This is a genomic window from Pseudarthrobacter sp. GQ63, assembly GCF_059758765.1.
The window spans coordinates 1-12,490 of the sequence record NZ_JCAXEF010000018.1; the positions used below are offsets into that span (position 1 = coordinate 1).

General features: G+C 66.3%; 11 protein-coding genes. 8 read left to right on the top strand and 3 right to left on the bottom strand.

What is annotated here, in order from left to right; all coding sequences use genetic code 11:
- Positions 1–31 precede the first annotated feature (31 nt).
- Positions 32–1,717 (bottom strand): phosphoenolpyruvate--protein phosphotransferase, encoded by a 1,686-nt coding sequence (ptsP, locus tag AC6CHP_RS19175; protein WP_498231641.1) that lies wholly within the window; start codon positions 1,715–1,717, stop codon positions 32–34.
- A gap of 162 nt (positions 1,718–1,879) precedes the next feature.
- Between ptsP and AC6CHP_RS19180 the strand changes: the two genes are divergently transcribed.
- From AC6CHP_RS19180 to AC6CHP_RS19210, 7 genes are all read left to right on the top strand, one after another.
- Positions 1,880–2,608 (top strand): TetR/AcrR family transcriptional regulator, encoded by a 729-nt coding sequence (locus tag AC6CHP_RS19180; RefSeq protein WP_174177640.1) that lies wholly within the window; start codon positions 1,880–1,882, stop codon positions 2,606–2,608.
- A gap of 79 nt (positions 2,609–2,687) precedes the next feature.
- On the top strand, positions 2,688–4,790 hold the full coding sequence (locus AC6CHP_RS19185; protein ID WP_188732470.1) for a PTS mannitol transporter subunit IICBA: 2,103 nt from the start codon (positions 2,688–2,690) through the stop codon (positions 4,788–4,790).
- Positions 4,790–5,953: a mannitol-1-phosphate 5-dehydrogenase gene (locus AC6CHP_RS19190; protein WP_188732469.1), complete on the top strand. Its 1,164-nt coding sequence runs from the start codon at positions 4,790–4,792 to the stop codon at positions 5,951–5,953. Before AC6CHP_RS19185 ends, AC6CHP_RS19190 begins: the two co-directional genes overlap by 1 nt.
- A gap of 261 nt (positions 5,954–6,214) precedes the next feature.
- Positions 6,215–7,162 (top strand): siderophore ABC transporter substrate-binding protein, encoded by a 948-nt coding sequence (locus AC6CHP_RS19195; protein ID WP_498231643.1) that lies wholly within the window; start codon positions 6,215–6,217, stop codon positions 7,160–7,162.
- Positions 7,163–7,188: 26 nt separating this feature from the next.
- Positions 7,189–8,196, top strand: a complete 1,008-nt coding sequence (locus AC6CHP_RS19200; RefSeq protein ID WP_188732467.1) for an ABC transporter permease — start codon at positions 7,189–7,191, stop codon at positions 8,194–8,196.
- A complete protein-coding gene (locus AC6CHP_RS19205) occupies positions 8,189–9,244 on the top strand; it encodes an iron chelate uptake ABC transporter family permease subunit (RefSeq protein ID WP_498231646.1) in 1,056 nt (351 codons plus the stop codon). The genes AC6CHP_RS19200 and AC6CHP_RS19205 overlap by 8 nt, the downstream gene beginning before the upstream one ends.
- Positions 9,245–9,284: 40 nt before the next feature.
- A complete protein-coding gene (locus AC6CHP_RS19210) occupies positions 9,285–10,043 on the top strand; it encodes an iron ABC transporter ATP-binding protein (RefSeq protein WP_188732466.1) in 759 nt (252 codons plus the stop codon).
- On the opposite strand, the gene AC6CHP_RS19215 is transcribed toward AC6CHP_RS19210, so the two are convergent.
- Complete coding sequence (locus tag AC6CHP_RS19215; RefSeq protein ID WP_498231648.1) at positions 10,031–10,315, bottom strand: hypothetical protein; 285 nt, start codon at positions 10,313–10,315, stop codon at positions 10,031–10,033. The two genes, AC6CHP_RS19210 and AC6CHP_RS19215, sit on opposite strands and share 13 nt — an antisense overlap.
- Positions 10,316–10,461: 146 nt before the next feature.
- On the opposite strand from AC6CHP_RS19215, the gene AC6CHP_RS19220 reads away from it, so the two are divergent.
- A complete protein-coding gene (locus AC6CHP_RS19220; protein WP_498231706.1) occupies positions 10,462–10,953 on the top strand; it encodes a GNAT family N-acetyltransferase in 492 nt (163 codons plus the stop codon).
- 81 nt (positions 10,954–11,034) lie between these two features.
- On the opposite strand, the gene AC6CHP_RS19225 is transcribed toward AC6CHP_RS19220, so the two are convergent.
- Complete coding sequence (locus AC6CHP_RS19225) at positions 11,035–12,474, bottom strand: sugar porter family MFS transporter (RefSeq protein ID WP_104187002.1); 1,440 nt, start codon at positions 12,472–12,474, stop codon at positions 11,035–11,037.
- Positions 12,475–12,490: the final 16 nt, after the last annotated feature.

The window sequence follows — 12,490 nt, forward strand, 5'->3', positions numbered from 1 at the left end:
CGCGCGTCGCCAGCCCAGGCGGGCGTCGCCCCTAGAGTCCGAGTTCGTCCAGGACGGGCAGCTTCTCCCGAACCCACGCCCGCGCTTCCGTGGCGCTGGGAGCGGACAGTGCCAGCTTGGCCAGCTGCTGCGCTTCCTCGAGCGTGACGGTCTTCAGGACCGCGGCCACGGCAGCGAGGGAGCGGGCCGTCATGGACAGGGTGCTGACGCCAAGGCCGGTCAGGACGACGGCGAGGGCGGGGTCGGCGGCTGCCTCGCCACAGACGCCTACGGGTTTGTTGTTGCCTTCCGCCCGGGAGCCTTCCACTGTCAGTCCCACGAGGCGCAGGACGGCCGGCTGCCACGGGGTGTTGAGGTTGGCGAGCGGGCCGAGCTGGCGGTCCGCGGCCATGGCGTACTGGGTGAGGTCGTTGGTGCCGAGGCTGGCGAAGGCCACCTCCCGAAGGATGGCTTCCGCGGTCAGGGCGGCGGAGGGAACCTCAACCATGACGCCGGGGGTCTTGATGCCCGCATCGGCGCACATCGAGGCAAAGCGTGCGGCTTCTTCTGCGGTGGAGATCATGGGCGCCATGACCCAGACGTCCGCCTCGGACTGCTTTTCCGCCAGGGCGATGGCCTCCAGCTGGCGGTCCAGGACCCCGGGGGTGGTGAAGTCGGTGCGGTAGCCGCGGACGCCAAGGGCCGGATTGGGCTCGGTGGAATCAGTCAGGAACGGAAGCGGCTTGTCCGCGCCGGCATCGAGCGTTCGCAGGACCACTTTCTTGCCCGGGAAGGCATCAAAAACACTCTTGTAGGCTGCGGCCTGCTCTTCGACGCTGGGCTCGGTGTCCCGCTCGAGGAAGCAGAATTCGGTGCGGAACAGGCCCACGCCCTGGGCGCCCAGCTTGGCGGCCGCCTCGGCATCCTTGCCGCCGCCAACATTGGCAAGCAAAGGCACCAGGTGGCCGTCCGCCGTCGCTCCCGTTCCGCTGAAGTCGGCCAGTAGGGACGCGGTGGCAGCCCACGCTTCCGCAGCTGCGCGCAGGGATTCGTCGGGTTCGGAGCTGATGCTGCCGGCGGCGCCGTCCACATAGACTTCGGTGCCGTCGGGAAGCTCGTCCACGCCCACTGCGGCAACAACGGCGGGAAGGCCCAGGGACCGGGCGATGATGGCGGTGTGGGACTGCGGGCCTCCGCCGGCCGTGACGAGTGCCAGGACCTTGTTGGGGTCCAGGGTGGCGGTGTCAGCGGGGGCCAGGTCCTCGGCCACCAGGACGAACGGGGTGCTGGAGGCGGGGATGCCGGGGGCGGGCACGCCCCGCAGTTCGGCAACGATCCGGGCGCGGACGTCCAGGACGTCGGTGGCGCGTTCGGCCATGTAGCCGCCCAGGTTGTGGAGCATCTCTGACACTGAGGAGCCGGACTCCCAGATGGCGCGCTCGCCGGACATGCCGCGTGCCACAAGCTTTGCCGCGCCCTTGATGAGCATGGTGTCCTTGGCCATCAGTGCGGTGGCTTCCAGGACAGCCTTGCCGTCTCCGGTGGCGTGGGCGGCGCGGGCCTTCAGTTCATCGTGCACCGCCTGGGAGGCTGCCTTCAGCGCTGCGGTTGCTTCCTCGGCGGTGGTCCCTGGCGCCAGCTGCTCGCCGGCGGCAGGTTCGCTGATGGGTTTGGGCATCTGCCGGACGGTGCCGATGACGCGGCCTGGGCTGACGCCTACTCCTGGGAAGTTCTGCACTGAAGGTCCTCATTCTCTGCCGGTTGCCAGGCCCGCCCGATATGTCCGGCGCCATGCCGGTCCGCCGGAAGACTGCTGCGTCCGGAGGCGTGAAACGTGCCTGAAAAAAATTGTATGTGATTCAGTTCATATAGCAATGCTATAGGTGCTAGGGTAGCGGTTATGAGTTTGGATGGCCAGCTTCCCCCCAAAATGCGGCTGCTCCGTGCTGCCGCGGAGCTGCTGGCAAACTCCGGGGGAGCTCCCGTCTCCACCCGCCAGATCACCCAGCTGGCGGGGGTCACAGCCCCCACGCTGTACCACCACTTCGGTGACAAGGAAGGTCTGTTCGACGCCGTCGTCGCCGCAGGGTTTGAAGAGTATGTTGCGGGCGAAAGGGATTTCGCCCCCTCCGGGCAGCCGCTCGAGGATATCCGGAGAATGTGGGACAACCATGTCCAGTTCGGGCTGAACCAGCCGGAGCTGTACCTGGTGATGTTCGGCAACATCCGCCCGGAAAGCCGCCCGGCAATCGTCGCAGATGCCGAGGCGCTCATGGAGGAGATGCTGAACAAGGCAGCGGTGGCGGGCCAGCTGAACGTCCAGCCCCGGGAAGCGGCCAGGTCCATCCTGGCAGCCAACGTGGGCGTGACGCTGATGCTGATTGCGGAGCCCGCCTCCGAACGGAACCTCGAACTGTCCACCATGACCCGGGACGCCATGATCTTTGCGGTGTCCGCCGAGCCCGCCAGCGGCGCGGCTCCGGGCGACGCCGGGAAGTCCTCGGTAGTGGTGGCCGCGATCGCCCTGAACGCCGCACTTCAGGCCTCGCACTCTGACCAGCTTTCAAGCTCGGAACTCAAGCTTTTCCTCGAATGGCTTCACCGCATCTCCACCAGCCCGGCGGGCTGAACCCGCACATTCCGGCAGTACGTCGTCGTAAGTATCGGACCATCCTGCGGAGCCGCAGGAATGACGGTTAGGAAATCACATGGCAACAGAGACAGTTGCAAAACCCCGCACCAGCGCACGCGTGCACGTCCAAAAGTTCGGGACGTTCCTGTCCGGCATGATCATGCCCAACATCGGCGCCTTTATCGCCTGGGGCCTCATTACCGCACTCTTTATTGAAAAGGGATGGTTCCCCGTTCCCCAGCTGGGCGGCTTTGGGGAGACGGACGGGGTGGCGAACACCGGCCTGGTGGGGCCGATGATCACCTACCTGCTGCCGCTCCTGATCGCCTACACCGGTGGCCGGATGGTTTATGACGTCCGCGGCGGCGTTGTCGGTGCCATCGGCACCATGGGCGTGATTGTGGGTGCCGGCATCCCGATGTTCATCGGCGCCATGATCATGGGCCCGCTGGGCGGCTGGACCATGAAGAAGATCGACTCCATCTGGGACGGCAAGATCCGTCCCGGCTTTGAAATGCTGGTCAACAACTTTTCCGCCGGCATCTGGGGTGCCCTGTTGGCCATGCTGGGCTTCTATGGCATCGCCCCCCTGGTTTCGGCGTTCAGCACAGGCGCCGGCAACGTGGTCCAGTTCCTGGTGGACAACGGACTGCTGCCGCTCACCAGCATCTTCATCGAACCGGCCAAGGTGCTCTTCCTGAATAACGCCATCAACCACGGCGTGCTCACCCCGCTGGGTGTCCAGCAGTCGCTGGAGCAGGGAAAGTCCATCCTGTTCCTGCTTGAGGCCAACCCCGGACCCGGCTTTGGCATCCTGCTCGCTTATATGGTGTTTGGCCGCGGTGCCGCCAAGGCGTCCGCCCCGGGTGCCGCCATCATCCACTTCCTCGGCGGTATCCACGAGATCTACTTCCCCTACGTTTTGATGCGCCCGCTGCTGATCCTCGCTGCCATCGCCGGCGGAATGACCGGCATCGCCACCCTGGCCATCACTGGTGCGGGCCTGGTGGCGCCGGCCGCCCCCGGCTCCATTTTCGCCGTGCTCGCCCAGACCTCCAGGGACAGCTACCTCGGAGTGATCCTGGCGGTCCTGCTGGCGACGGCCGCCTCCTTCCTGGTGGCCTCGGTCATCATGAAGACCACCAAGCACAGCGATGAGGTGGACCTCAACGATGCCACCTCACGGATGGAGCAGATGAAGGGCAAGAAGAGCTCTGTGGCCTCCACCCTGACGGGCGCCGGGGCAGGTGCTGCCGCGGGCGGCGGTGTTGGCGTCCTGGCCGGGCCGGTGCGCAACATCGTGTTCGCGTGCGACGCCGGCATGGGCTCCAGTGCCATGGGCGCCTCGGTGCTGCGCAACAAGATCAAGGCGGCCGGCTTCCCGGACGTCAAGGTCACCAACGCGGCCATCGCCAACCTTCGCGACGACTACGACGTCGTGATCACCCACCAGGACCTGACGGAACGGGCCAAGCCCGCCACGTCCAGTGCCGTCCACTACTCCGTTGACAACTTCATGAGCAGCCCGCGCTACGACGAAATCGTGGAGCTGGTCAGGGAGAGCAATGCCGAGGGTGGTGTGACAGCGGAAGGTCCGGACGCCGGAGCCGGAACACCCGGCGGGGCATCCGCCTCCGGGCCCGCAACTGCCGCTGCAACAGGGGCAGGGGCTGCCGCGGCCAGCCACGGCGCCCACGCGGCCGACGCCCCCGTGGACGCGGCTCCCGCCGCCGGAACCGCCGGCGCGCCGGAGATCCTGGCCCGTGAGAGCGTGGTGCTGGACGGTTCAGCCACAACACGCGACGCCGCAATCGACGAAGCCGGCAGGCTGCTGCTGGCCCGCGGCGCCGTGGATGAGGGCTACATTGCCGCCATGCACGAGCGCGAGGAATCCGTGTCTACCTATATGGGCAGCTTCCTGGCCATCCCCCACGGCACCAACGCCGCCAAGGACCACATCCGGAAGTCCGCGGTGTCCGTGATCCGCTACCCCCAGGGCATCGACTGGAACGGCAAGCAGGTCAAGTTCGTGGTGGGCGTGGCAGGGGTCAACAACGAGCACCTGCACATCCTGTCCTCCATCGCGAAGGTCTTCACCAGCAAGGAGCAGGTTGCCCGGCTGGAGGCGGCCACCTCGGTGGATGAAGTCCTGGAACTCTTCGGAAAGGTCAATGCATAGTGAAGGCTGTTCATTTCGGGGCCGGAAACATCGGACGTGGCTTTGTGGGCCTCCTCCTGCATGACGCCGGGTATGAGGTGGTGTTCGCCGACGTGGCGGAGGAACTCATCGCCCAGCTGGCAGCCGCGGACAGCTACTCCGTGCACGAGGTGGGGGAGAACCCTGCAGTGCGGACGGTCAACAACTTCCGGGCGCTGAACTCCACCACGCAGGAAGCGGAACTGATCGAGGAGATTGCGACGGCGGACATCGTCACCACCGCCGTGGGCCCCCATATCCTGAAGTTCGTGGCCCCTGCCATCGCCAAAGGCATCGCGGCGAGGGACGCGGGCCTGGCCCCGCTGCAGGTCATGGCCTGCGAGAACGCCATCAACGCCACGGACATCCTGGCCAAAGAGGTGGCCTCCCAGCCGGGGGCTGCCGCCAGCACGCTGGACGGGAAGGCTGTGTTCGCCAACACCGCCGTGGACCGGATCGTTCCCAACCAGGAAGCCGGACAGGGCCTGGACGTCACCGTGGAGACCTTCTACGAGTGGGTCATCGACCGCACCGCCTTTGCAGGGGCGGCACCGGCCATCCCGGGTGCCACGTTCGTGGACGATCTCTCGCCGTACATCGAGCGGAAGCTGTTCACGGTGAACACCGGCCATGCCTCGGCAGCGTACTTCGGGTTCGAGGCGGGCCTGGAGAAGATCTCCGAGGCCATGGCCGACCAGGACGTGGCCGAGGACGTTCGGGCGGTGCTGGAGGAGACCAAACAGCTGCTGGTCTCCAAGCACGGCTTCAGCAACGACGAGCAGGAGGCCTATGTCCAGAAGATCCTGGTCCGGTTCTCCAACCCCTACCTTCCTGACACGGTGAACCGGGTGGGCCGCGCACCGCTGCGGAAGCTGAGCCGGCATGAACGGTTCATCGGTCCGGCCGCTGAACTGGCGGAACGGGGCATTGTGCCGGAGGCGCTCCTGGGCGCCATCGCCGCGGCCCTGCGCTTCACCGATCCGGCCGACGCCGAGGCAACGGAGCTGGCCGGCATCCTGGCCTCCTCCAGTCCGGCGGACGCCACTGCCCGCATCACCGGGCTGGAGCCCGAGCATCCACTGTTCAACGCGGTGGCAACCCTGGTGGAGGAGCGGCAGGCGGAGGCGGCCAAGGCCCCGGCCTAAACCCTCCCGTACTGACTGCGACCCTCTTGCACTTGCTGCAGCCTTTCCGGGGACCCTCTCGCAGTTGATGCGGCTTTTTCCCCAACCCTCCTGCAAACGCACGACGCCGGCACTCACCTGAGTGCCGGCGTCGTGCGTTGTGATGTCCCCCACTTGTGACGGAATACTGCCCCTCCCGCTTTGAAGTTAGCATTCCCTTACTTATAGGCTCTGGGCTATTAGGCAACAAACTTGTGACGTATTATCCGAGCGGAGAACAAAGTGAAGAAGAGGCTGTCGAGCTACCTGGGGGCACTTACGGCGGGAGCGGCGCTACTGACCGTGACGGCGTGCGGCGGGAGCGCGACGGCGACGCCCGCTGGTGAGGCGGCCACCATCACCGTGGAACATGCCCAGGGCAGCACCGCCAACGTTCCCGTCAACCCGGAGAGGGTCTTCACGTTCGACCTCGGAGTCCTGGACACCCTTGACGCGCTGGGCGTTGAGCCCGCCGGCGTGCCCGAGGCTGCCTACCCGGACGCGCTCAACAAGTACGCCGACGCGAAGTACACCAAGATCGGTTCCCTGAAGGAGCCCGACTTCGAAGCCGTCAGCGCCGGCGACCCCGACCTCATCATCATCTCCGGCCGGACCGCCGGAGCCTACGAGGAACTGAGCAAGATCGCCCCCACCATCGACCTGTCCATCGACGCCGCCGGGCCGATGGAAAGCTTCAAGGAGCAGGCCGGGAAGCTGGGAACCATCTTCGGCAAGTCCGCCGAGGTGGAGGAGAAGCTGGGCGCGGTGGACGCCACCATCAAAGAGACCAAAACCAAGGCGGCCGGCGCCGGGAAGGGTCTCATTGTCCTGACGTCCGGCGGCGAGGTCACCGCCTACGGCGCAGGCTCCAGGTTCGGCATCATCCACGACGTCCTGGGCGTCCCCACCGCGGCAGACGTCAAGGTTGAGGGCAGCCACGGCGAGGCTGTGTCCTTCGAGTACATCAAGCAGGTCAACCCGGACATCCTGTATGTCATCAACCGCGACACCGCGGTGGGCACCGAAGGCGCCGACGCCAACCCCATCCTGGACAACGAACTCGTCCGGTCCACCAACGCCGTCCAGAACAACAAGGTCATCAACCTTGACCCTGCCGGCTGGTACATCGTGGGCTACGGCCTCAACAACGTCGAAGCAATGGTGGACGCCGTTGCCGACTCCGTGGCCTAGAGCCTCCAACCGGGCTCCACACACCCATGACCGCCACCGCCGTGCGCCCGCTTGCGCCGGCAACCCGCAGCCGGGCCCGCCACAGTGCCGGCCTGGCTGCGGCCGCAACTGCCGTCCTTGCCCTTGCCATCGCCAGCATGTTCGTGGGCGTCAGCGACGTCTCCCTGCCGGGCCTTTTATCCGGCGATCCCGCGACGACTGACGTTTTTTGGATTTCCCGCGTTCCCAGGACACTTGCCGTGGTCCTGGCCGGGATGGCGGTGGCGGTTGCCGGGCTCATCATGCAGCTCATGGCCCGCAATCGCTTCGTGGAGCCCTCCACCGTAGGTACTGTCGAGTCCGCCACCCTGGGAATCCTGGTAGTGACGGTTTTCGCACCGCAGGCCCCGGTGCTGGCCAAAATGCTGGTGGCCAGCACCTTCGCGATGCTGGGGACGGCCCTTTTCCTGGCCATCCTGCGCCGCCTGCCGGCCCGCAACACCCTCCTCATCCCGCTGGTGGGCATCATGCTGGGCGGGGTGATTGCCGCCGTCACCACCTTCTTTGCCTACCGCTATGACCTGCTGCAGACCTTGAGTAACTGGATGATCGGCGACTTCTCCGGTGTCCTCCGGGGCCGGTATGAGCTGCTGTGGATTGTCGCCCTCCTGATGCTCCTGGGGCTGCTGGCCGCGGACCGGTTCACGGTGGCCGGGATGGGGCAGGACTTCACCACCAACCTGGGCCTGAACTACGGCAGGACCATGCAGCTGGGGCTCATCATCGTCTCGCTGATCTCTGCCGTGGTGGTCACCACCGTGGGGGCCGTACCCTTCCTGGGACTCGTGGTGCCCAACATCGTGTCCCTCATCTTCGGCGACAACCTCCGCCGTGCCGTTCCGTGGACAGCCCTGTTCGGCGCCGCCTTCGTGCTGGTGTGCGACATCATCGGCCGCACCATCCGCTACCCCTACGAGGTCCCGGTGGGCATGGTGATGTCCGTGCTGGGCGCTGTCCTGTTCCTCGTCCTGATCCTGAGGAAACGCAATGCTTGAGAGCACAACACTGCGGCCGCCGGAAAATCCTGCCGACGCCCAGCGGCCGGCCGCAGTGCAGCGCCCGGTTCCCCGGAAACTCAAAGCCGCCATCCGCAATGCCCCGCCCCGCATGGTGGCAGGCATCCTGCTCGCGGTGGCTGCCGCCGTCGTCTGCTTCTTCCTGTTTTTCGACCTGAAGGGCAACGTGGGCTACATCCTGCCGCGCCGGGCCATCAAGCTGGCCGCCATGCTGCTGGTGGCCGTTGCCGTGGGCGTATCCACGCTCCTGTTCCAGACCGTCACGGCCAACCGCATCCTGACGCCGTCCATCATGGGCTTCGATTCGCTGTACATCCTGGTCCAGACGGTGCTGGCATTCACCCTCGGAGCCGCCGCAGTGGTGGCCGCTCCGCCCACGCTGCAGTTCGGCGTCGAAGTGCTGCTGATGGTGGCGTTCAGTGCGCTGCTGTACCGCTGGATGTTTACCGGTGCCACCCGTTCGCTGCATCTTCTCCTGCTGGTGGGGGTGGTCCTCGGCAGCCTCTTCCGCGGCCTGTCCTCCCTGCTGCAGCGGCTCATGGAACCCAGCGAGTTCATCATCCTCCAGGACCTGTTCTTCGCAAGCTTCAACAACGTGGATCCGGCACTGCTGGGTTTCTCGGCGGTGATTGTTGCGGCTGTCTGTGCTGTGGTGTGGCGGGCACGGCACGCGCTGGACGTGCTGGCGCTGGGGCGGGACGTAGCCATCAACGTGGGCGTCGACCACCGGAAGGTGGTGATGCGCGTGCTGCTGGGATGCTCGCTGCTCGTGGCCGTGTCCACCGCGCTGGTGGGGCCCGTGACGTTCTTCGGCCTGTTGGTGGTGAGCCTGGGCTACCAGATGTGCCGCGGGTTCAGCCATGCCTGGCTGCTGCCCATCGTGGTGCTGATCGGCGCTGTGGCCCTGGTGGGCGGGCAGCTGCTGCTGGAGCAGGTGTTCGGCTTCAGCACCGCCCTGAGCGTGGTCATCGAGTTCGCGGGCGGCATCCTGTTCCTCTACCTCCTTTTGAAAGGCTCCCTGAAATGACCCGCCCAACTCCTGACATCATGGCCGGGGGAGTCCGGCCATGATCGACGTCCGGAACGTCTCCAAGACCTACGGCGGCCAGGCCGTCCTGGACGGCGTCAGCTGCGTCATTCCCGCCGGCGGCATCACCTCCATCATCGGCCCCAACGGGGCAGGGAAATCCACGCTGCTCTCGCTCATCAGCAGGCTCCAGCCCCTTGAGTCCGGTTCCGTCTCCGTTGCCGGACTGGATGTCGCAGCCACGGACAGCCGGGAACTCGCCCGGACCATGGCCATCCTGCGGCAGGAGAACCACCTCACCATGCGCCTCACGGTCCGGGATCTCGTGGCCTTCGGCCGGTTCCCGCACTCCGGCGGCCGGCCCACCGTGGAGGACCTGGCCAAGGTGGAGGAGGCGATCGGCCACTTGGACCTGACCCCCATGGCGGACAAGTTCGTGGACGAGCTCTCGGGCGGCCAGCGCCAGCGGGCCTTCATTGCCATGGTGCTCGCGCAGGACACCCGCTACCTGCTGCTCGATGAACCGCTGAACAACCTGGACATGAAGCACTCCGTGGAGATGATGCGGCTCCTCCGGCGCCTGGCTGATGAGTTCGGGAAGACAATCGTCCTGGTGGTCCACGACATCAACTTCGCATCCTGCTATTCGGACACCATCCTGGCCATGAAGGACGGGCGGCTGGTCCACCAGGGCAGCCCCCGGCAGATCATGCAGCAGGCCATGCTCCGCGACGTCTACGACATCGACATCCGCATCGAGGACATCGATGGCAACCGGATCGGCGTCTACTTCGCCTGACCAGCAGCTGCGGCCCCGGTGAGCACTGAGCCCACGTACCGCATCACCAGGGATCCGGCTATCAGCGCCGCGGAGAACGGCAGGAAGAACAGGGTGACCAGCTGGAACACCACACTGAGGAGCGCGCCCACTGCCTGCGAGTAGGACGGCCCCAACTGCAGCGACTGGAGGATCCGGGGAGCAAGGATGACCGCGACCGCGCCGGCCGCACCAATGATGATTCCTGCCCGCAGGGTTGTTTTCGGCAGGGCTGACAAAGTTTTCTGATCCACGGCGGACCTCCCCCAATCAGGTAATTCATTCCAACGCTGGTCCCCCAGCCAAACATGGGGCGCGGCTGAAGGCAAGGACGCAGGCGAGGCCGTGGAATGCTGGTTCAGTGACAACGAAACCCACTCCTTCCAGTACCCCGCCCTTTTTGCTGACTGCCGGCGTCGGCAGTGGAACCTTCCGCCTCCGCCCCGCCACACGCGGAGACCTGCCTGCCATCGTGGAGCTCCTTGCGGACGATTCCATGAGTGCCGGGCGCGAAAGCGAGGGGGACATGGAACCGTATGAGCGGGCCTTTGAAGCGATCGACGCCGACCCCCGCCACCTGCTCGTCGTGGGGGAGCTGGTGCCTCAAGGGTCAGCGGACAGTCACGTGGTGGCCACCTTCCAGGTCAGCTTCCTGCCCGGCATCTCGCGGCGCGGCGCCTGGCGCTCGCAGATCGAGGGCGTTCGGGTGGCGGCCGGCGTCCGGGGCCAGGGCCTCGGCAACCTCATGATGCAGTGGGCCATCGACGAGTCCCGGCGCCGCGGCTGCACACTGATGCAGCTGACCACCCACAAATCGCGGACGGCTGCGCACCGTTTCTATGGGAGCCTCGGCTTCACGGCGGACCACGAAGGCATGAAGCTTCCGCTCTGACCGCTGCACCCACAAACGGACACTGCACCCGGGAGTTCCGGGGTGCAGTGCCCGTTGAAGGGTGTAGAACGGAGGCGGGCGCTAGGCCTTCTTCGAGCCCTTGGCCACGAACAGCGTTTCGGCCTGCTCCAGGGACATCCCGTTGGTCTCCGGCACCTTGAACATCACGAAGAAGAAGGACGCGGCGGCAAACAGGGCGTACATGGCATAGGTGAGCGGCAGCGAGCCGGCGGCCATCACCGGGAAGCTGAGCGTGATCACAAAGTTGGCCACCCACTGGGCTGCCGCGGCCAGGCCCAGGGCCCGGGCACGGATCCGGGACGGGAAGATCTCACCCAGCAGCACCCACACCAGCGGACCCCACGAGGCGCCGAAGCTGACCACAAAGACGTTGGCCGCCACCAGTGCCACCGGCCCCCAGGCGCCGGGCAGGGAAATATCCTCACCGGAACCAACGGCGGTGGAGAAGGCCACGGCCATGGCACCCAGGGACACGGCCATGCCCACGGAGCCGGCCAGCAGGATGGGCCGGCGCCCGATGCGGTCCACCAGGGCAATCGCCACCAGCGTGACCAGGATGTTGGTGACGGACGTGGCCACGGAGATGGTGAGCGAGTCCTTCTCCTGGAAGCCCACGGCCTTCCAAAGGGTGGTGGAGTAGTAGAAGATCACGTTGATGCCAACGAACTGCTGCAGGACGGACAGGATGATGCCCACCCACACCACTGCCTGCAGGCCGAACGTCTTGCCGCGCACCGAGCCCTTTTGGCCGGCCAGCTTGTCCTCCTCGATGGCATCCCGGATCTCGCGGATGTGGCGGTCCGTTTCTCCGGCGGGGACGATGGAGTCGAAGACCTTCCGCGCTTCGTCTTCCTTGCCCTGGAACACCAGGAAGCGCGGCGATTCGGGAAGGGTAAAGGCGATCCAGCCGTACACCACCGCGGGCAGGGCCGCGGCCAGGAACATCCAGCGCCACGCCTCGATCCCCAGCCAGTAGGCCTGGTCGGCGCCGCCGGCGCTGGTGGCCAGGAGCGCGTCGGACAGCAGCGCGGCAAAGATGCCTGTGGTGATGGCCAGCTGCTGCAGCGAGGCCAGGCGGCCGCGGACGTGCCGCGGCGAAATTTCGGAGATGTAGGCGGGGGCAATGACCGAGGCGAGGCCGATTCCCAGCCCGCCCACCAGCCGCCAGAAGACCAGGTCCCAGACGCCGAAGGCGAAGCCCGTGCCCAGGGCGCTGACCAGGAAGAGCAGCGCACCCAGCTTCATGGCAGGGATGCGCCCGTAGTGGTCTGCCACCTTGCCAGCGAGGTAGGCGCCGGCAGCGCAGCCAAGCAGCGCGACGGCCACCGCGAAGCCGGTCACGGCCTCTGACAGGGCGAACTCGTCCTTCATGGCATCCACGGCGCCGTTGACCACCGACGAATCGAAGCCAAACAGGAATCCGCCCACCGCACCCGCGAGCGCCAGCCAGATCACCCGCTGCGGTATTTGGGCGGTTGTCTGCTCCTGTGCAGTGGGCATGGGTCTCCCTAGGTCT

Bases quoted from the DNA above. Each gene is read 5' to 3' on its own strand.
- AC6CHP_RS19210 (WP_188732466.1), top strand. From the start codon at position 9,285: ATGATCGACGTCCGGAACGTCTCCAAGACCTACGGCGGCCAGGCCGTC.
- AC6CHP_RS19180 (WP_174177640.1), top strand. From the start codon at position 1,880: ATGAGTTTGGATGGCCAGCTTCCCCCCAAAATGCGGCTGCTCCGTGCT.
- AC6CHP_RS19225 (WP_104187002.1), bottom strand. From the start codon at position 12,474: ATGCCCACTGCACAGGAGCAGACAACCGCCCAAATACCGCAGCGGGTG.
- AC6CHP_RS19200 (WP_188732467.1), top strand. From the start codon at position 7,189: ATGACCGCCACCGCCGTGCGCCCGCTTGCGCCGGCAACCCGCAGCCGG.
- AC6CHP_RS19185 (WP_188732470.1), top strand. From the start codon at position 2,688: ATGGCAACAGAGACAGTTGCAAAACCCCGCACCAGCGCACGCGTGCAC.
- AC6CHP_RS19205 (WP_498231646.1), top strand. From the start codon at position 8,189: ATGCTTGAGAGCACAACACTGCGGCCGCCGGAAAATCCTGCCGACGCC.